The 19911-nt window shown below is 63.1% G+C and carries 17 protein-coding genes; 4 read left to right on the top strand and 13 right to left on the bottom strand.

What is annotated here, in order from left to right; all coding sequences use genetic code 11:
• Nucleotides 1-85 precede the first annotated feature (85 nt).
• The 4 genes from AC3WJD_RS01070 to AC3WJD_RS01055 form a co-directional block, all read right to left on the bottom strand.
• A complete protein-coding gene (locus tag AC3WJD_RS01070) occupies nucleotides 86-1597 on the bottom strand; it encodes a glycoside hydrolase family 32 protein (RefSeq protein WP_492743710.1) in 1512 nt (503 codons plus the stop codon).
• The gene (locus AC3WJD_RS01065) at nucleotides 1594-2970 is read right to left on the bottom strand and encodes a sugar porter family MFS transporter (RefSeq protein WP_492743708.1); all 1377 of its coding nucleotides are present in this window, start codon (nucleotides 2968-2970) and stop codon (nucleotides 1594-1596) included. The genes AC3WJD_RS01070 and AC3WJD_RS01065 overlap by 4 nt, the downstream gene beginning before the upstream one ends.
• Nucleotides 2963-3937 (bottom strand): ROK family protein, encoded by a 975-nt coding sequence (locus AC3WJD_RS01060; protein ID WP_492743706.1) that lies wholly within the window; start codon nucleotides 3935-3937, stop codon nucleotides 2963-2965. Before AC3WJD_RS01060 ends, AC3WJD_RS01065 begins: the two co-directional genes overlap by 8 nt.
• Before the next feature lie 187 nt (nucleotides 3938-4124).
• Complete coding sequence (locus tag AC3WJD_RS01055) at nucleotides 4125-5219, bottom strand: ROK family transcriptional regulator (RefSeq protein ID WP_492744079.1); 1095 nt, start codon at nucleotides 5217-5219, stop codon at nucleotides 4125-4127.
• A 239-nt stretch (nucleotides 5220-5458) separates the two neighbouring features.
• On the opposite strand from AC3WJD_RS01055, the gene AC3WJD_RS01050 reads away from it, so the two are divergent.
• Entirely contained in the window at nucleotides 5459-6730 is a 1272-nt protein-coding gene (locus AC3WJD_RS01050; RefSeq protein ID WP_492743704.1) for a sugar porter family MFS transporter, read from the top strand.
• Between the two features lie 73 nt (nucleotides 6731-6803).
• Here AC3WJD_RS01050 and AC3WJD_RS01045 read toward each other — a convergent pair whose 3' ends face one another.
• Nucleotides 6804-7703 (bottom strand): LysR family transcriptional regulator, encoded by a 900-nt coding sequence (locus AC3WJD_RS01045; protein ID WP_492743702.1) that lies wholly within the window; start codon nucleotides 7701-7703, stop codon nucleotides 6804-6806.
• 188 nt (nucleotides 7704-7891) lie between these two features.
• Between AC3WJD_RS01045 and AC3WJD_RS01040 the strand changes: the two genes are divergently transcribed.
• Nucleotides 7892-8731, top strand: a complete 840-nt coding sequence (locus AC3WJD_RS01040) for a type 1 glutamine amidotransferase domain-containing protein (RefSeq protein WP_492743700.1) — start codon at nucleotides 7892-7894, stop codon at nucleotides 8729-8731.
• Between the two features lie 118 nt (nucleotides 8732-8849).
• Here the strand turns inward: AC3WJD_RS01040 and AC3WJD_RS01035 are convergent, their stop codons facing one another.
• Nucleotides 8850-9773, bottom strand: a complete 924-nt coding sequence (locus AC3WJD_RS01035) for an SDR family NAD(P)-dependent oxidoreductase (protein WP_492743698.1) — start codon at nucleotides 9771-9773, stop codon at nucleotides 8850-8852.
• 32 nt (nucleotides 9774-9805) lie between these two features.
• Between AC3WJD_RS01035 and AC3WJD_RS01030 the strand changes: the two genes are divergently transcribed.
• Nucleotides 9806-10240 (top strand): MarR family winged helix-turn-helix transcriptional regulator, encoded by a 435-nt coding sequence (locus AC3WJD_RS01030; RefSeq protein ID WP_492743696.1) that lies wholly within the window; start codon nucleotides 9806-9808, stop codon nucleotides 10238-10240.
• A 69-nt stretch (nucleotides 10241-10309) separates the two neighbouring features.
• Here AC3WJD_RS01030 and AC3WJD_RS01025 read toward each other — a convergent pair whose 3' ends face one another.
• The 7 genes from AC3WJD_RS01025 to AC3WJD_RS00995 all read right to left on the bottom strand — a co-directional run bounded on the left by AC3WJD_RS01025 (nucleotide 10310) and on the right by AC3WJD_RS00995 (nucleotide 18033).
• Entirely contained in the window at nucleotides 10310-13213 is a 2904-nt protein-coding gene (locus AC3WJD_RS01025; protein WP_492743694.1) for a ligand-binding sensor domain-containing protein, read from the bottom strand.
• 275 nt (nucleotides 13214-13488) lie between these two features.
• On the bottom strand, nucleotides 13489-13950 hold the full coding sequence (locus AC3WJD_RS01020; protein ID WP_492743692.1) for an SRPBCC domain-containing protein: 462 nt from the start codon (nucleotides 13948-13950) through the stop codon (nucleotides 13489-13491).
• Between the two features lie 139 nt (nucleotides 13951-14089).
• A complete protein-coding gene (locus tag AC3WJD_RS01015; protein WP_492743690.1) occupies nucleotides 14090-14320 on the bottom strand; it encodes a helix-turn-helix transcriptional regulator in 231 nt (76 codons plus the stop codon).
• Nucleotides 14321-14602: 282 nt separating this feature from the next.
• Nucleotides 14603-15031 (bottom strand): hypothetical protein, encoded by a 429-nt coding sequence (locus AC3WJD_RS01010; protein WP_492743688.1) that lies wholly within the window; start codon nucleotides 15029-15031, stop codon nucleotides 14603-14605.
• Nucleotides 15032-15099: 68 nt separating this feature from the next.
• Nucleotides 15100-15699, bottom strand: a complete 600-nt coding sequence (locus tag AC3WJD_RS01005) for a M17 family peptidase N-terminal domain-containing protein (protein WP_492743687.1) — start codon at nucleotides 15697-15699, stop codon at nucleotides 15100-15102.
• A gap of 78 nt (nucleotides 15700-15777) precedes the next feature.
• Nucleotides 15778-17418 (bottom strand): FAD-dependent oxidoreductase, encoded by a 1641-nt coding sequence (locus AC3WJD_RS01000; protein WP_492744077.1) that lies wholly within the window; start codon nucleotides 17416-17418, stop codon nucleotides 15778-15780.
• 102 nt (nucleotides 17419-17520) lie between these two features.
• Complete coding sequence (locus AC3WJD_RS00995; protein ID WP_492743685.1) at nucleotides 17521-18033, bottom strand: Dps family protein; 513 nt, start codon at nucleotides 18031-18033, stop codon at nucleotides 17521-17523.
• A gap of 322 nt (nucleotides 18034-18355) precedes the next feature.
• Here AC3WJD_RS00995 and AC3WJD_RS00990 point away from each other — a divergent pair, with 322 nt between their 5' ends.
• Nucleotides 18356-19903, top strand: coding sequence for a sensor histidine kinase (locus AC3WJD_RS00990; RefSeq protein ID WP_492743684.1), 1548 nt, complete (start codon nucleotides 18356-18358; stop codon nucleotides 19901-19903).
• The last annotated feature ends 8 nt before the right edge of the window (nucleotides 19904-19911 follow it).

Here is a 19911-nt window from a genome sequence, read left to right as displayed (position 1 = left end):
CGGCGCGGTGCCGGCAGCGGGCCGATGGGTTCCTGGATGTTCAGTGCCGCGAGGGCGGCCTCAGTTCAGCGTGTCCGCAATCGATTCATTTACGGCTCCCGATGTTGCGCATCGGCCAGGCGGTGAGGTTCATCACCGCCTTCCCTCCGCGCGCCGTTGCGCTCCACGTCAGCGCGCCGCCACCGCGGTAGAAGCGGTCGGTGATCGTCTGCTGGCCGTCATTGACGAACACCTCGACGATCGATTCATCGGCAAGCACGCGCAGCTTGACCCTGCGGCTCTTGAGATCGACCGGCGCGACATGCCGGTTGGCGAACCCGTCATGGAAGTGCGGACCAGAGCGCGTCCGGTCGACGAACACCTCGTTCGCCGCGGGATTGACCCCGATCCGCGTCTGCCAGCCCTGGCCGTCGGTCAGCGCGATCGACACCTGATTGGCGGTGCCGGTGTCGAGTTCGAACTCGATATCGCTCTTGCCGCCCTCGATCGGCAGCGGGACCGGCGTCTCCGACAGAGCCAGCGCTGATGCGCGGCGCGGTTCGCCGCGAAGCGTTTCAAGCTCGCGCACCGGCGTCTGGAGGATGTGGTAGCCCTCCCCCATCTTGCGCAGCGAAACCGTGCGCGCCACCGTCATGATCCCGCGTGCGGGCCAGGTCGGGATCCATTCTGCATAACGCCAGTCATTGGCCCACCCCATCCAGACCCGGCGCGGGTCGCTCTTGGGCATGTCGTTCCACGAGATGGTGGCATAGAAATCCGCGCCATAGTCCATCCACTGGGCAGTAGACGGCCATCCCGGCACGGGCGTGAATTTCTCACCGTCGAAGTCGCCGACGAAATACTGTCCGCCCGATCCGCCACCAACCGCATTGTCGCCGAGATTGATGCTGAGCACCCAACGCTTCTCGCCCGGCGCGCCGCCCTCGACGGGCAACTCGAACAGGTCGGGGCATTCCCAGAATTTGCCGCGGCCGCCCGCAGGGCCGAAGCTGCTGCGATGGGTCCACTGCTTGAGGTTGGGCGACGTGTAGATTTCAGCAGTGTTCGCGGCGGCCTTCAGCACCACCATCACCCAGCGCTTAGTCGGCGCGTGCCAGAACACCTTTGGGTCGCGGAAGTGCTTTTCGTCACCGAGCGCCAGCACTTCGCCATGGATGGTGAAGGTGCGCCCGCGATCGTTGCTGTAGGCGAGATACTGGGACTGCCGCTCCGTCTTCGGGTTGTGCCCGGTATAGATGGCGATCATCGGCGGCTTGCCGTTCTTGCCGAAGCCGGTCGTGTTGTTCCAATCGATGACGGCAGTGCCCGAAAACGCCATCACGTCGGTCTCGGGGATCGCGACGGGAAGCTCTTCCCAGTTCACCAGATCGCGGCTGACCGCATGGCCCCAGTTCATATGTCCCCAGCGGTCGCCATGGGGGTTGTACTGGTAGAACAGGTGATACTCGCCGTCATAATAGACGAGGCCATTGGGATCGTTCATCCAGTTCTGCGCGGGACCATAGTGATAGCCGGGCCGTGGATCCGCCTGCTGCGCCAGCGCCGCCGTCGAGGTGAATGCCGCCGCCGCGGCAAGAATGATGGCCAGCCGTTTCATGCGCGCACGCTCCCCAAATTCATGTCTTCCAATGCGATGCCGTTGGTTTCGGGCATGAACTTCCAGGTCCACACCAGCTGGAGCATCATCATCGCGCCGAAGAAGGCGAAGACCCAGCCGCCGACGCTGGCGGCAAAGACCGGGAAGGCCCAGGTGATCGCGGCCGCCATCACCCAATGCGTCGTGCTGCCCAGCGCCTGCCCCTTGCCGCGCACCCCGCTTGGGAAGACTTCGGAGATGAATACCCAGATCACCGCCCCCTGCGACATCGCGAACGCCGCAATGAAGCCGAGCAGGCCGAACAGGATCAGCGTGCCGTCGGGGTTGGCGCTTTCGAGCTGCCAGCCGACCAGCAGCAGCGTCGCGGCACAGATCACCGATCCGACAAAGAGCAGCGGCCTGCGCCCGAAGCGGTCGATCAGGAACAGCGCGCCGACGGTGAAGACGAGGTTGGTGCCGCCTACGGCGATCGACTGAAGCAGCGCGCTGTCGACGCCGGCGCCGGCAAGCTCGAAGATGCGCGGAGCATAATAGAGCAAGGCGTTGATGCCGGAGAGCTGGTTGAACATCGCGATCGCGATCGCGCAGGCGACCGGGGTGAAATGCGAGCGCTGGAACAGCCGGGGCTTGCCCGCCGCTTCCTCCCGCGCTTCGGCGAACTCGATACGCGCCAGTTCGGCACGCGGATCGGCAAAGCCCAGCCGCTGCATCACGGCCTTTGCGCGATCGGCATGCCCATGGATCGCCAGCCAGCGCGGGCTTTCGGGCAGCAGCAGCGTGACCGCGAGGAAGATCGCCGACGGCACCGCGACGATGCCGAACATCCATCGCCATGCGACATCGTGCGGGACCAGCCCGGCGATGACGTAGTTGGACAGGAAGGCGATCAGGATGCCGAGCACGATATTGAGCTGGTTCATCGCGACGAGCCGCCCGCGGAACCGCGCAGGCGAGACCTCTGCTATATAGATCGGCGTCACTACCGACGCCGCGCCGATCGCCAGCCCGCCCATGAAGCGGAAGATGAGGAAGGTGTTGAGATCGGGCGCAAGACCCGTACCGAGCGACGAGACGACATAGGCGATCGCCACCGTCAGCATCACCGCCTTGCGCCCGAACCGGTCCGCCGGCGCGCCCGCGACGAGCGAACCCAGCACGGTGCCGATCAGCGCCGAGGCGACGGTGAACCCGAGCATCGCATCGGTCAGGCCGAACTGCGCCTGCAATGCCTGGGTGGCGCCGGAGATGACCGCTGTGTCGAAGCCGAACAGCAATCCACCAAGGGCAGCGCCGGCGGCGCTGAGGACGATCGCTACGGAGGCGCGCGCCTCATCATTGGGCGCCCCAGCGAAGGAAGCGGACACGTTATGCATTTGCGAACTCCGTGGTCGAGGGGGCCATGAGCGAGGCCGTGGTCGCCCAGTGCATCGGCCACTGTCGGGTGACGATGCGGTAAGCGAGGGCGAAGGCGCCGGTCAGCCCAGCCGAAGATCCTGCGGTGGGCGGTACGACATATTCGTCCATTTCGAGGCTGCGCATGCTCGCGTCGTAGCCGGCGAGCTTGGCCACCAGCGCACGGCGCACGCGGGCGTGCATCTGATGCGAATCCATGACGCCGCCACCAAGGATGATGCGGTCGGGACGGACAATGTAGGTGAGCGTTGCGCAGAGCCCCGCGAGATAGTCAGCCTCGATATCCCAGCCCGGATGGTTGACGGGAAGCGTCTCAGCTGCTGCGCCCCAGCGCGCCTTCATCGCCGGCCCGCTCGCCAGCCCTTCGAGGCAATCGCCGTGGAATGGGCAGATGCCGGGAAAATCATGGTCGCCGGGCGCGCGCGGCAGACGGATATGTCCTGCCTCGGGATGATTGGCGCCGCCATGCGGGGCACCGCCTACCAGCAAGCCTACGCCGATGCCGGTGCCCACAGTCACGTAGCAGAAGGTGTCCAGCCCCTGCCCGCTCCCAAACAGCCGCTCCCCCACCGCCGCACAGTTGACGTCGGTGTCGAGGGCCATCGGTACATCGATCGTGCGGCGGAAATAGCCGAGCAGATCGACATCCTGCCAACCCGCCTTCGGCGTCGAGGTGATCGAGCCATAGTCGGGTGCGATCGGGTTGAGCGACAGTGGCCCGAAGCTGCCGACCGAGAATGCCGACAGTGTTCCGTGGCGCGCGATATTCTCGGCGAAGAAGGCGGTTGCCGCGCCCAGCGTCTCTGCGGGCGTCGTGGTCGGGATTCGGGCCTGTGCCAGCACCGCGCCGTTACGGTCGGCGACCCCGCACAGAAACTTCGTGCCGCCTGCTTCGACGGCACCGATCAGGAAGGGCGCCTCAACCATGGCGCGCCTCGCGAAGCCGGCACTCCGACCTGGCCCTGTCCGCAGGCCGCACGAATCGATTCGAGACAGAACGCCTTGTCATACCTCTCCCCTGATACGGACGTGTCTTCACGCTCCGGGATTTGACTAAATCTACTAGTGTGATTTAATCGCGTCAATCAGGGAAATGGCAGATCTGCACAATCTCTCAGGCCCCGCCTGCGGCAGGCCCCTTCACCAGCGCGGCCAGATCGGGCGTATAGCTGGCGTGCAGTGGAAGCAGTCCGGCACCGGTCGCGGCGGCCGAGTCGCCGAGCACACCCTGACGCACCAGCGGCACGAAAAAGTCGGGCGGCACATCGCTGCGAAGCCGCTGCTCGATCCCCTCCACGATGACACCGAGCATCGCCGCAGGCAGGGCGCCGTCGATGATCACCGCCTCGAGGTCGAGCAGGCTGTTGGCACCCACCACGGCGAAATGCAGCGCATCGCAACAGCGCTCGAGCCACGCAGCGCGGGCAGCCTCGCCCTCCGTCGGCAGGGCGTAGAGCGACGCATGATGGATCAGATAGTCGCTGGCGCCGCCGGCGCAGACCGGCATCGAGGCGAGCGCGCCGGCATTGCCGTGTCGGCCCTGCACGACCCGGCCACCCATCACCAGGCCGCCGCCGACGAACGTGCCGAGGTTGATGTGCAGGAAATCCTGAAGATCGAGCCCCGCGCCGCACAGCAGCTGAGCCAGCGTGGCCGCGTTTCCGTCATTCTCGAAGAAGGCCGGCCAGGCGATGCCCGCGCGCAGGCGCCCCTCGACCGCGGGGTCGCGCCATTCGTTTGCCTGATCCTCGGAGATGCCGGTCTCCTCGCGCCATTCGCCGAGGAACCAGGGCATGGCGATACCCACACCGAGCAAGGACTCTTCACCGGCACCGGCGGGCAAGACGGCGCGGGTGAAGCGATCGATCTCGCCGAGCACCGCATCGACCGCGGGAAAGGCGGCGGGCGTCCGCTCCATCGCCTCACAGGCGCCGTCGAAATCGAGGAGCGCGAGCGTCAGGCCGCTGCGACCCACCTCCACGCCGACCGTATAGCCGCGCTTGCCGTTGATGCGGTAGATCGTCGCGGGCTGCCCCATCCCGCCGGTGCGCTTGCCCGTCTGGAGCAGAAAGCCCTCTGCCTCAAGCTCATCGACGATCCGCACCACGGCCTGGGGCGACAGCGCCGTCATGCGCGCCAGTTCGGCCTTGGAGGCGCCGTTCGTCCGGCGGACCGCCGACAGGATCAGCCGCTCATTGTAGCGCCGCAAGCCGCTCGCATTGGTGCCTGTGCGCATGCTGTGCATCGATTGCCTGTCCTGATTGTGGTCGCACCCAGCCCATCCATAAGAGTGTCAGCTGGGTTATGCCACCGCGTTACGCGCGGCTCTGGATTATGTGGGTGCGGCATCCCGTAGACGCGCCGCGGTCCGCCTGGCGAGCCGCATGCCTTCGGGACGCCGCGGCAAGCAACGGCCGGCATGTCGAAAATTGGAACAAGGTGAAAATCATGAAAATCTGGCTGCTTGCGGCGGTTGCCGCCTTCGGCATGACCCTGGCGGGGTGGGATACCGGAATCGTGGCGAGCGCGATGGCGACCCTGACCGGCGATTTCGCGCTATCGCCGGTTGAGCAGGGTATGGTAGTTGCCGTGGCGCTGTGCGGAGCAGGCTTAGGCTCGTTCCTGTGCGGCCGTCTCACCCGTGCGTTCGGTGCGCGGCGCACAATCATCGGCCTTGGCTGTGCTTATGCTGTGCTGGCCCTGGCCTCGTCCATAGCGCCTAGCTTTGCCGCCTTGCTTGTCTGCCGGCTCGCCATCGGCCTGGTGTTTGGCGCAACCGCGGTGGTTCCAGTCTATGTCGCGGAGATCGCGCGCCCGGAGAAGCGCGGTGCGATGGTCTCCTTCGCGGCGATCTACACCGCGCTCGCGATCCTGCTCGCCTATCTGGCTGGAAAGGCGATCATCGATGCTGGCGGCGGATGGCGCCCGATGCTGGCGACCGGCGCGGTGCCGGGCCTGCTCACCGCGCTCGGCCTGTGGGTGCTGCCCGAGAGCCCGCGCCAGCTCCTCAGCTGGGGAAAGGATACGCATGCGGTGCGCGCCGCCCGCTATCTTGGCCTCGAGGTGCCGGCCATGTCCGGCGACATGCCACCAGCGAACGTCCCGCCCCTCCCCTGGCGCCATATGTTCGCGCGGCCCGCGCTTGGGCTCGTCCTTGTCGGCATCGGCACGACCTTCTTCCAGCAAGCCTCGGGCATCAACGCGGTGCTCTATTTCGCGCCGCGCCTGTTTGCCGGGGCAGATGGCGTGAACGGGCAGATGGCGGCGACGATCGGCATCGGTCTGATTAACCTGCTCGCCACGCTGGTGGCGACCGTGCTGGTTGACCGGGCCGGGCGGCGCAGCCTGTTGCTCTGGGGAACCACCATCATGGACCTGCTGCTCGTCGCAACGGCCCTCGGCTTCTGGGCTGACGCACCTGTCGGCGTTCTAGCCCTGCTGCTGTGCGGTTTCGTCGCTGCCTATGCCGTTGGCCTTGGTGCGGTGCCCTGGATACTGCTCTCCGAGTTCTATCCGCTGGCGTTGCGCGAACGCGCCATTGGCCTCGCTGTGCTGACCTTGTGGGGCACCAACCTGATGGTCACCGGTGCCTTCCCTGTTCTTGCGAGCGCGCTCGGCGCGGCGGGATCGTTCCTTCTCTTTGCCGCGCTGAGCGCGCTGGGCGTCGTCTTCATCGCCTGGTGCGTTCCCGAGACCAAGGGACGCGCATTGGGTGAATGATGAACCGGAAATATTGGCGCTGCCCCCGGCGCTCTCGAATATCGCCCCGCCATTCCCGGCGCCATCGCTCGGCTCAAGGAGGGCTGAGGTGATCGATCAGCGCCCGCGTCGCGGCAGAAAGACGGCGATGGGGAGCGAAGATGAGGGAGAATGGGCGCGAGCGCCCGTGCGCGGTCTGCAACACCTCGACCAGTCGTCCCTGCTCAATTCGGTCACGGACGATGAAATCGTAGGTCTGGCAGATGCCGAGGCCGCTCTCGGCAAGCGATAACACGCCCAACACGTCATCGTAGACGCGGACATGGCTGGGTGGCGTCCATTCTATGTCGCGCCCGTCGATCCGAAACAGCCACGGCGCGCAGCGGCCGGTGCTCGGCATGACAAAGGGCAGGCATAGGTGATCCGCCAAACTTTCGATCGACTGCGGGGCACCCTTCCTCTCGATATAGACCGGAGCAGCCACGAGCCGCAGCGGCGCGTCCTCCAGCTTCCGCGCGATCATGCCGCTGTCGGGCAAGGGCCCCAGGCGTATGGCCAGATCATAGCCCTCGGCGACGAGATCGACATTGCGATTGGTGATGCTCAGTTCGATCTGGACCTGCGGGTGCGCAAGGGCGAAGCTGCACAGCAGCGCCGGCAGTCTGTAATGGCCATAGGTCGTCGGGACACTCAGGCGCACATGGCCGGTCAATTGCTCTGCGTCCTTGCCCTGGATCGTCCGCTCCGCATCCTCGATCAATGAGAACGCCGCCCGTGCCTGGTCGAGATAAGCACGGCCGGCATCGGTCAGGCTGAGCCGCCGGGTTGTCCGTCGCATCAACTGGGCACCCAGACGCGTTTCCAACCGGGTAATAGCCCTGCTCAGAACGGAAGCTGTAGTCGAAAGCGCAACGGCCGCCTTGGTCATCGACCCTTGTTCGGCGACGGTCATGAACACTTCAAGGTCGCCAAGATGATTGAATCGCCGACCCATTTTTGCCTCTTTCGAACAAATGAATTGTCAGCGCCGACCTTTATCGTCCCGATGGGACGAAATAAATCTCCTTTGAATCGCGATCCCTTCGCGACCTTCTCGCCGTGCAGAACTGACAAATTCGACAACACGCCACAGTCCTCAAACTGCCGCGCGCACACGGGACGGCCTTGGCCCGGAGAATAGCAATGAAACTCTTACGCATCGCAGCCACCGTTCTGGCGCTCAGCCTGAGCGTCGTTAACGCCCATGCCGGGAACGTCCTGATCGTCCTTTCGGATTCCGATCACCTCGAACTGAAGGGCGGCAAGGTCTACAAAACGGGCTTCTTCCTGAATGAACTGATGCAACCGGTGAAGGCGCTTTCGGATGCGGGCCATCACATCACCTTTGCGACGCCAAACGGCGCGGCGCCGACGCTGGACGAGTCCTCAGCAGACAAGATGTATTTCGGCGACGACGAAGGCGCGATGCGTGCGAGCAGCGCCTTGCTGACCCAGCTCAAGCTCACATCGAAGACCGAGTCGCCGGTCATCAGCCTCGAGCGTGTGGCGCAGATCGGCTATGACCATTTCGACGCCGTCTACATCCCGGGCGGGCATGCGCCGATGCAGGATCTTCTGGTCAGCCGCGAGCTGGGCAACCTGCTCTCGGACTTTCATGCGAGGGGCAAGATCACGGCGCTTGCCTGTCACGGACCGATCGCCTTGCTGTCGGCGATGACGGATGCTCAGGGCTTCGTTCGCGGACTTGAAACCACGGGCTCTGCAACACCGCAGAACTGGATCTATGCCGGCTACCGGATGACGGTGATCAGCAACCAGGAGGAGGAACTCGCAAAGAGCCAGCTCGAGGGCGGGGAAATGAAGTTCTATCCGCAGACCGCACTTCAGAGCGCTGGCGCCAGCTACGTTAGCAACCAGGCTCCCTGGACGTCGAACGTCGTCGTCGACCGCGAGTTGATCACCGGCCAGAACCCCGCTTCGGCGCCCGCCGTCGCGAAGGAACTGCTGCGACGCCTCAAATAGCAATGGCGCGGCTGAACTGCGCAGAGACCGGCGCGATGTCGAGCGCGGTTCAGCCTACGACGCTTCACACTGGCCGAGCGTTGATTGCATTGAAGGTCACTGAGCGGCGAGAGGGTGATCAGCTGAAGCGAGAAAGGACCTCGGCTGTCTTTTCCCACAAACGCCGCCGTGTATTCTCGCTATCCGCCGGCGCGGCAGGCGTCAAAGGGCGCGCGTTCTTCACCGACACATAAGCGCCGGTCTGCTGGCCGAAGACCAGATCTGTCGCAAGCCGCACGATGATCCCCGCTCCCCGCTCGGGATTGCCGACGCCAAGCCGGTTCAGCACTCCGGCGAGCGGACGAGCGAAACCCAGTTCGCGGCCAAGCCCGGTGACATTGAAGCCTGGACACAAGCAATTGACGGCAACGCCCGTACCCTCGAGCTGTCGGGCCAGTTCGAGCGAGAACATGATGTCGAGGAGCTTGGTGCGGCCATAGATCCTTGACGATCCACGGGCGGTGAAGGGCGCGGTGTCGAACAGGTCCTTTTCGATGTCGAGGCCTCCGCTCTGGCGAGAGGCCTCCGAGCCGACGGTGACGATGCGCGATGGCGCGGAGCTCACCAGGACTTCCCGCAAGACGTTCGTCAGCAGCCATGGGGCGAAATAGTTGACTGCGATCATCTCTGCATAGCCATCGCTCGTGATGCGCTGCTGGAAAGCGTGCAATCCCGCATTATTGACCAGCACATCGATGCGCGGATGCCGTGCTGCGATTGCCTTACCCGTCGCAACGACGGCGGAGAGGTCCGTGAAATCCACATAATATACATCGATCCGCGTGCCGGGAGCCGCGGTTTCGATCGCAGCGAGAGTCTCGCCGGCTTTGGCCTCGCTGCGCGCAGTGAGGATGAGATGCGCTCCGCGCTGGGCCAGTTCGATGGCCGCGAGTCGGCCGATGCCGTCGGTGGCGCCAGTAACAAGGATTTTCGGACGCATAGACGCAACACCATTTAGTTGATATATGTCCATTAATCCTATTGGTTGATATATGTCAAACATTTCTGGTATGCGGCGTCTATCGGAGGATATGAATGGATGAGAGGCGCAGCGAGCTTGCGAGGGAACTGGGTGTTGAGCTCAGCACCCTGCTCGTGGCCTCCCGCGCCGTCATGGCCGCTTCGGCGGCCCTGTTTCACCCGGATCTTCAGCCGGCCGCATATCAGCTTGCGGCGACGCTCCACGGCCATGGCCCGGCGAAGGCGGGACGCCTCGCAGAACTGATCGGCATGGACAAAAGCGCCGTCAGCCGGCTGGCAAGATCGCTCTGCGACAACGGATTGGCGCAAGCATCAACCGATCCCGACGACGGGCGGGGAATCGTCTACAGCCTGACAGACAGCGGTCATCGAAGGGTCGAGGCCGCAAGCGTGATGAAATCGAGCGCCTTCTTCTCTCGCCTCGAGGGATGGGGTGAAGTCGAACTCGCTCAATTCACCAGCTTGATGAGAAAGTTCAATCGAATCTGAAGGCGCTGGATGCAAGGCTGCCATCCAAGGGGCGGCACGCCCCGATCTTCATATCCAGCCGACCTCAGATCATTGATAGGCGATCCGCGCGGGTATCGTCATACGGATTTCCGTGCCGCCCTTCGGCCCGGCAAGGATATCGAGTGTTCCGGTCAAACGCTGCGCGCGCTCGCGCATTCCAACCATCCCGTAATGCCCTTCCCTCTTGCCGGTTTCCCTAACGACGGACGGGAGCCCAATGCCATCATCGATGACCGAGAGCGTAAATTTGTCCGACGCATGGCGGATGAGAATGACGATGTTCCTTGCGTCGGCGTGGCGTATCGCGTTGCTGATTGCTTCCCGCACGATGCGACTGATTTCATCAGCAACCGGGGCACAGATCAGGCGAGCGGCGCCTTCTTCTTCCACACCCCATGCAAGAGAGTCCGGCACCATCTCTTGCAGCATGACAGACAGGTGTCCGGCAAGCGCGACCGGTTCCAGCTCCTCGCGCAACGCATGCACGCGTTCCCGGCTCTCGATCAGAACATCTTCGGCTCTGTCCAACGAACTTTCCAGTTCGACCCTGGCCCGATCGCCGCGAGGAAGCAGTTCGACGACCGCTTGAAAACGCAGCATCAATCCCTGAAAGCCCTGCAACAGCGTATCGTGAAGCTCGCGTGCGATGCGTTCGCGTTCGGCCAACTGCGTCTCTACCCGGCTACGTGCACGATCGGCGACGATGCGCAGCCGCCGACGATAGAGCAGCCAGATCCCTCCGCCAAAAATTGCTAGCCCGAGGAGCAAGAACCAGCGGGTCTGGTAGAATGCGGGTGCGATCTCGAAAGTGAGACTGGCCCCCCGCTGATTCCACACCCCGTCATTATTGGCGGCGATAACCCGGAACTCGTATTTTCCAGGACCGAGATTGGTAAAAAGTGCCTGTCGTTCGACGCCAGCATCGAACCACTCGCCACCCGCGCCACTCAGCCGGTATCGAAATCGGTTTGCAGGTGCATCGGAGAGGCTGAGAGCCGTGTAATCGATCTGCACCCGACCGGTATGAGCCGGAAGCTGGATCGTCCGGCCACTATTTTCATAGGTCGCACCGTCAACGCGCAAAGAGCGGATAACCACAGGCGGCGCGCGTTCGTTGCGCGCCAACCGATGCGGGTCGATCCACGCCAGGCCGCTATTGGTGGCGAACCAGAGCCTTCCCGATGGATCCTGTGCAATATCATTCGCATCGAAGAGGTTCGATCGCGCCCGATAATCCGCTTCATGGCCGACGCGCTGATATGGCATTGGCGTGCCTGGATTGGCGAATGCCTCGTCCAGAACCTTGTTTTCAATTCGCACGATCCCGGTCGCGCCGATCAACCAGGTCCAGCCATCGGAAGCCCGATGGATCCCGGTGATCCCCGCAAGATAGGGATAGGTTCGCTCGGTCAACGCTGTCACCTTGTGGTTGCCGAGCAAAGCAATCCCCTTCTGACCGCCGACAATGCGACGCTGGCCATCGCTTGCGATCGTCGTCAACGCGCCGATGGCGAGTGCCGCATTGGACAGGAGCAACTTCTCGGCCCCATTGTCTATCTGAATGAGGCCGCGGCGGCTTTGAGCGGCCAGCAATCCTCCCCCATCGTCGGCACGCAGCATCGTGACGGTTCCGCGGGGCTGGCCCGCGGGACCGGCCGCCTGCACCAGTTTGCTGCCGACAAGGCGGTACACCCGGTCCATACCCGTCCAGAACACGCCCTGTTTATCGAGCGCGCAACTGACCGATAATGGCCCTGCAACCGGCGTCGTCCGGGAGACGTCATCACTTTTGTCGAGGTCCAGCAGAAAGGCGCCGTCGAGACTGATCGCCAGCAGACGCCGGGCGTCGCCGCACAGCACCCCGATATCGGACTTTCGAAAGATGAGCGTGGGGGATGGCGCATTGCGGCTGGCGCGATACACGCCGGCAAGGCCAGCAAAGAAGATGTTGTCCGAATTTGGCGGGGCGACGAAACCCGTGACCAGTGCTTCGCCGCTGGTCGCGCGAACGACATTGGCCGGCGAATACCGGTCGAGGCCCGCTTCCGTCCCGATCCAGACATTGCCTTCGCGATCTTCGAGCATCGACAAGGTCAAGGTGGCGGAAAGGCCGTGCCGTGCCGAGACTTGTTCAATGGCATGGCTGGCCTGGCCGTCCTTCGTTCGCAGACGGGCGAGGCCGCCATTCTGCCCGGTAATCCACAGTGCGCCATCGCGATCGCTGGACAGGTGCCGCGTAACATAGGGGGTGCTGATCTGGTCCAGCGTGATCCTCGCCGCGCCCCTTCCAATGGGGCGCAGGCCGCTGTCATCGGCGAGCCAGACCAGGCCTCGCGCGTCCTGAGCCAGAGCCGCAAAGGGCGAGACCTTCCCGTTCAGCCGGTCAAATCGCCCTGCGCCGGGCGCGAGCCGCAGGAGCGTCGGGGGCAAGGCGACGTAGATGCTGCCGTCCGACGCGGCGAGAAGCGGCCCCATCAGTCCGTCGACCAGTCCCTGCTCCTGGCCGTAGCGCGTCCAGCGCCCCCTCTCATGGCGAGAAAGAAGCATTTTCCCGCGGGCTTCCGCCGCAACCCAGATCGCGCCGTCGCGCGCTTCGACGATGGCGCCGACCCCGCCCTGGGGCGTCCAGGGATTGGCATCGGTCAGGCGGCCGTTGCGATAGATCCCGATCCCACCGAAGTCATAGCCGACCCAGATGTCCCCATTGCGGGCCGCCAAAAGGGCGGTCACCTGAAGCGAGCGCCGCGGGTTCTCCTTGTCGGGAAGGATGCGTTCGAAGCGAACGCCATCGAACCGGTAAAGCCCGGTTGACGACCCGAGCCACAGGAAGCCGTCCCTGCCCTGCGCCAGCGCCCGGATGTTTCCCGGTGCTCCGTCCCTCAGCGTCCACCGCGTGTGGCGCAACTGGTCCAGCGACCGGTCGGGATCGAGCGCGAGGGCCTGCCCCGGCATTATTGCGGCCAGCATGGGGAGAGGGATCAGCCACCGTTTCGCGGAAAGCGCCGGCAGTCTCAATCGCCAAAACTGCAGGCTCCCAGGCGCGGATCGCGGGCATGCAGCGCAGATCAAGACCTTCGCCGCTCTGAATATCCAGCGAATCTCTCTCACACGCATCAGGCTTTCGCCCCGAACGGCGTCAGCGTTTCGGCTTGCTCATTTGCTCGGCGAGCATGTCGTCCATGCGCATGACGGTAAGCTGATGGTGGAGGAGAATCCGGCATGGAGATTTATTCGAGCAGGTAAGCAAGGTTCTTCAGCGAGGATTCCATGCCCTTGCGATGATCCGCCTCGTTGATGCCCGAAGGCACATTCTCGGCGAGGAAGCTCACCTTGGTGCCGCCGGTCACCGGTCTCATTGTGGTGGTGAGCGTCATTGTTCCAGCAAAAGCAGGACTGTCGCTTTCGAAGATGATGCTCTCGACAATCTTCTCGTCAGGCTCGATCTGCTCGAAACGGACCTGAACGACGTCGCTATCCGCGTTGGCCTTTCCGGGCTGTCCGGCAGCATCGCAATGGGTCAGCACCATACAATAGCCGCCGCCGGGCCGCGGATCGAAGGCCTGGAGCCGTGCCTCCATGCCATCAGGCGCGCGCCAGTTCACAAGCGATTCAGGGTCGAGGAACGCCCGGAAGATGGCACGTGGGCTGGCGAGGATGATGCGCGAGGCGTTGTGAGAGGACGATGTCATGGCTGACTCGCTCGTAACGCGCCTCGAAGCTTCCGCCAATGCCGGACCGACCGCCACCTAATGCTTGGGCGAACTGTCATACCGGAATGGCGTTCACCGTCTATCGGGCCAGAGGCCTGGATTGACGGCATGCGTGCGTTTAATCAGTGGTTGCTTGCGCGGCATAGCCGCTGGTGCTGCGGTACTTGTGCCGGGCAATCCAAGCCAGCACGTCATCTTCGTCGTAGACGACACCGGACTGCTTCGTCTCGCCAAGCTTGACGAACCGAGGGCCCTTCCCTTTCACGCGCCAGATCTTGAGCGTGATCGGCTTTATGCCGATCAATGCGGCAACTTCGTCATTGCGCAGGGGGCGCCGGACATCGGTCACCCGCGATCCTCCATCGAGATCGTCGACAGGTCGCGCATGCCGCCGCTGGCGTCGGCAAAGCGCGTGCCGGGAAAATGCCACGGTCCAGGCTCTCTGTCGTTGGTGTCCATGCGGCGACTGTGCGCTATCGGTGACAGCGGTCCAACCAGAAAATGGATCGCGTAGCAAAGCGGCGAAGTCCGGCGATGAAGTACTTTCTTTGTCGCAGTAGACTGGCGCAGCCATTGTTCGCCCCGCCAGCTTCGGCCCGCAATCCGATACGCGGGATCGCGGCAACCAAGGCTAGGGATGTTTTGTCACTTCTGCGTCTTTTGTTGCCTCGCCCTCGACCGTAACCGTTCCATCCGGTCTGAGCACGACGCTGGCGCGCCGGTTACCATTGGCATCGATGAGCACGACGCCCGATCCTCCGCTGTTGTTCAGGAAGAGGTAGGACGAGGCTCCACCGGGCCGGTCAAGCTTCACATGGGCACCTTTGTCATCAATCTCGAGCAATGCCATGGGTCCGTCGGCAGCGCGATTCTGAAGCTTGACGGAAGGCCGATCATCCTTGTCGAGCTGGATCTTCAAAGCCGCGCCCGCATCCCGGCAGAGCAGGTCGATCGATGGTGCACCGCCTCGCGCTGACAACAGAATGCGTGGGCGACCGGCATCGTCGACCACCTGAATCTCCCGCGTGACGATTTGAGGTTGAGGTGGCGGCCGTTCCATTCTTTTCTCTTTTCTCTCAAGGGATGGGAGACGAGATGAGGCCTGCGATAACAGACCTGTGCAATTGGTCAGTGGCGCTCAAGTGCTGCCTGGAACTGCTCCACGGCTTGTTCGAATCGGGGTGCGCCGACATCGAATACCCATTGTTCGATGGCCAGGTTCGCGGCGAGCCCAAGTTGCCGTAGGCGTGCGTTCTGATTGAGCGCAGCCATGAGCCCCTCCACCATGTGAGCCGGAGCATTATGTGTCTGCGCGGGCACAAGGCCGCTATCGAGCATGCTCGGTGCAAATGCGGCGCTCCTTACCTGCAGGCCGAGTGCCATCTGGGCGGCTGCGGATACCGCGTTCGCCAGGACCGACCGCGTCGAGTTCAAGGGGTCGCCGAGCCCGACGATCAGCAAGGCGTCTGCAGCCACGGGTGTAGGAGGCGTCCCGATCAGCGCGATTTCTTCAGGTCGAGCGTCGAAATACCCATCCTTCCGCAGTGCCAGTAATTCACCCCCGAGAATCTTATCAAGGTGGGCGAGCCCGCCTTTCGGCGAGGCGTCGTCAACTTCGCTACTGAACATGGCGACACAGGAGAGCGATACATCCGCCTCCACGCCGTCCCAGGCCGCCACCTCGATCGAGACACCATGCTTCGTGCCAACACATTTCTTAAGCGTCATTTTGTTTCCAAAGCCTGGAGCGTCCGGCGTCGCCGTATAGGCCCGGCACGATCTCATCGATCAAAGGCTTGCAGATGCTTATGCCGCTTCCTTCGCAAGCTTGCTGAGGTAGCCGTGGATCTGTGCGATCGCCGCAGCTCCGTCGCCTACGGCCGCCGCGACCCGCTTCGTAGAGCCGGCGCGGACATCGCCAATGGCGAATACGCCCGGCATGCTGGTCTCGAGCAGCGATGCGCTTTCGCCGGTCAGGATGAAACCCTTGTCATCCGTTGCAACGGAGCCACACAGCCAGCGCGTATGTGGCCTTGCGCCGATGAAAAGGAACAGATGGCTGATATCGTAGCGCGTGATCGCGCCTCCGGCGCGATCGCGAACGACCGCACTGGTGAGCGTGGTTCCGTCGCAATCAAGCTCTACCAGGTCCGTCCCGATGTGAATTTCGACATTGGGAAGCGCTGCGATCCGGTCGATCAGATAGCGCGACATCGTTTCCGAGAGGGCCCGACGTACGAACAGATGAAGCCGCTTCACCTGGGGCGCCAGAAAGACAATGGCCTGGCCTGCCGAATTGCCGCCTCCGACGAGAGCTACGTCCTTTCCGGCGCATAGCCGCGCCTCGACGGTGGACGCCCAGTAGGAAATGCCCGACCCTTCAAACCGCGCCAGTTCAGGGATGTCGGGGCGCTGATAAGCGGCACCTGACGCGATCACGACCGTCCGGGCCACTATCGTCACGTCGCCCGAGAGATGGAGAAGGAACGTCTCGCCCTTGCGTTCGAAGCGCTCGACGCTGACGGGAATTGCGACCTCGGCTCCGAACTTCAGCGCCTGATTGAACGCACGGCCGGCAAGCGCCTGGCCGGAAATTCCGGTGGGAAATCCCAGATAATTCTCGATCCGCGATGATGCACCAGCCTGTCCGCCCATTGCGCGCTCGTCGAGAACGATCACCGAAAGCCCCTCGGAAGCGCCGTAAACCGCCGCAGCAAGGCCCGCAGGCCCCGCGCCGACGATTGCGATGTCATAGACTTTCGCCTCATCGATGTCGGGCAGTATCCCGAGACAGGCGGCCAGTTCCCGCTCGTCCGGACGCTTGAGGAGCTTTCCATTCGGACAGACGACAAGCGGCAGCTCGCCAGGCAGCAGCGCCATCCGCTCGACGAAGCCCTTCCCCTCCCCGTCGACATTGGGATCCATGACCAGGTTCGGATAGCCGGTTCGGGTCAAAAAGCTCTGCAGTCTGAGCAGTTGCGGGTCGTCAGGCGCTCCAATGAGGATGGTCCCCGAGCCACCCTGTTCAATCAATCCAACGCGCCGAAGAATGAGCGCGCGCATGATGATTTCGCCGATCTCGGCTGAACCGATCATCAGCGCGCGTAAGTCCGGAGGGTCAAAGGGCAGCAGCGTGGCACCGTCATGGCCAGCGCGCGCCGAGGCAAGCGAGGCCCGCCCATCGATCTGGCTGACCTCTCCGGTAAATTGCCCCGCATCATGCGTTGTGATCGGTGCCTCGTCCGCAAGTCCATCGCGCCTCAGGACGTCGATAGAGCCGTCGAGAACGAGCCAGACCGGAACGTCCCGGTCACCTGTGGCGTAGATGAGCTCGCCAGCGGCAAATCGTCGCGCCGGCCCGCTGGCAAAGCGGTGTGCCGTCTCGATCTGAAATGACGTGAGGGCCGGAAACATCTGATGCGTGCGGGGACCCACGCCGCCAACCATTTTATCCGTCACGCCGATAAACTCCTCCAGAACTGCTCGCCGCCGGCGATATTGGTATGTCGAGATCGCCGGCAGGAGATGTCAGGCAACAGCGGTAGGCGATCAGCGCGTCCGCGTCGCTTCGAAGAGAAACCAGCGGCGTCCTTCCGCTTCATCCATCCAGGTTTCAATTAGGCTGGCCGTGGCGATGTCGCCATGCTCGTCGCAAAGCCCATGAAGCTCATGGAGGCGCCTTGCGAGGTCGCCATTGTCGTCCCTCAACTCGGCCAGCATGTCGAGCGGATCGACATAATCAGCGTCGTTATCGAGCACGCGCTGGACGCGAGCGATATGGCCGATCGATCGGATGGTCGTCCCCCCGACCTTGCGAACCCGCTCGGCGATCGCATCGGTCGTTGCGAAAATCTGCGTTGCCTGATCGTCGAGCAGCAGATGATAGTCGCGGAAGTGCGGCCCTGAGATATGCCAGTGGAAGTTCTTGGTCTTGAGATAGAGCGCGAACATGTCGCCCAGCAGCGCTGTAAGTGCGGCAGAAATGTCGCGCGTTGCATTTTCCCCGAGGCCCGATGGCGTCGCAAGAGGGGCGAGGCGAGCGGCCTTCAGCTGGTTCGTCACATTCAAACTCCTTGAAAAGTGCAAGATCGATACCGGCACCCAGATTGGTGAGATGCCGGGCTCCGGAATTGTCGAATGCCCACCTGATTTGGATCGTGCGCCGGGATTGCACCCGTGCCGGCAGGAAAATGGGAGGGCACGGCGCGACTTGGGACGGCAACCGATACGGCAATCCGGACGCGCTGAGGCTCAGGCGATGTTTTCTCATGGGTGGGTGTGATATGCCCCCTCGAAAGAGGGGGTGACTTGGTCTCGCCTTGGGCTATCGCTTGAATGCCAGGCCGATCATCATGATCGCATGCCGGATGGAGCACACAGCGAAATGGTTTCGGTGGCCGGGCCGCCGGCCCTGTCGCCCGCCTGGTTTGCTGTTCTGCCGACTCCCAGGCAAATTATTGCTGCGCTTCTGGCCGCAGCCATATTTTGGGTGGACAGCTTCACGAGAATCGGCGGTGCGCCCGCGACGCTTTACGTCCTGGTGCTCTTGCTGGCCTGTGATCGGCAGGATCGTGTTCACCTGCTGGGTTGGGCAGTGCTCTGCGCCTTCCTTACGCTCACTAGCTATGTGTTCGTCCATGGCACTTCGGATGCATCAGATTCGACGATACGGATGTTCATCAGCCTCGGTGCGAATGTGGTCACCACGGGGATGCTGCTACATCGCCAGGCGATGGACCGGCGGGTTGAGCTGGCGGACCGGCGTCACGAGAATGTGTTGAATTCACTTGCAGTCGCCATTTGGGAGCATGATTTCAGACCAGTCGAAGCGGCAATAGCGGAGCTTCGCGCGGCGGGCGTGACGGACATGCGCGCCTATCTCGATGATAACCCGGCATTTGTCAGGTCCACACGCGCATTAGTGCAGATCACCGACGTCAACGAGACGGCACTCCAGCTTATGGGGGTTCCGTCCAAACAGGCATTTTTTCAGCATCTCAGCGACTTTCTGCCCGAGGAAGATGATAGCTTCGCCGATTGCATACTCGCGATCGATGAGCGACGGGACATGTTCCAGGCCGAGACCCGCGTTGTTTCGGCAAGCGGCGAACTGATCGACATTATCGTTGCGTTCAGCCTTTCGCCCGATCGCAGCCTCGACCGCGTGCCGGGAAGCATCCTCGACATACGTCAGCGCAAGCGGCTCGAGTTAACGATCGAGCAGGCACGCCAGGAACTCGAAAAGGTACATCGGACTGCCGCCATCGGCGCGATGTCCGCGTCGATCGCCCATGAGATCAACCAGCCCTTGTCCGCGATCCAGGGCTTCGCCAATTCGGCGACCCGCTGGCTGGAGCGGGACATTCCCGACCTTGGGGAAGTCCGCCAGTCGCTTGCCGGCCTGAATTGTGCGGTGACGAACGTCTACGAGGTCATGCAGCGTGTGCGAAATCTTGTGGGGAACTCACGGAGTGAGGCCGCGCCAATCAACCTTCGCGCCCTCATATGCGACACCGTAGCATTTGCGAGCCGTGACGCCGAACTTCACGGAGCGAAAATTGCGTTCGCCCATGCCTTGGTCGACGTCACGATCGCAGGCGACCGGATACTCCTCAAGCATCTGTTGCTGAACCTGATCACGAACGCCCTTCAGGCGATGGAAGACGTCGCGCCAGGCGAAAAACTGATCGAGATCGATCTCCGGGCGATCGATCAGGCCGCTCGCATCACGGTTCGTGACCGCGGGCCAGGCATTGGCCTGGCGGAAGGCGAAAAGCAGTTTGAACCCTTCTATACGACCAAGCGTGGCGGGATGGGGCTGGGGCTATCAATCTGCCGGTCGATCGTAGAACTGCATGACGGTGAAATATCGCTGACGAACCATCCCGCGGGCGGAGCAGAAGCCACGCTGACTTTCCTCGCGCAGTCGTAGCGCATCTC

This window comes from Sphingobium sp. FW306-1B-F04DB, assembly GCF_058781925.1.
The sequence above is the reverse complement of the archived record's forward strand: the minus strand, read 5'-3'. Positions and strand labels throughout refer to the sequence as shown.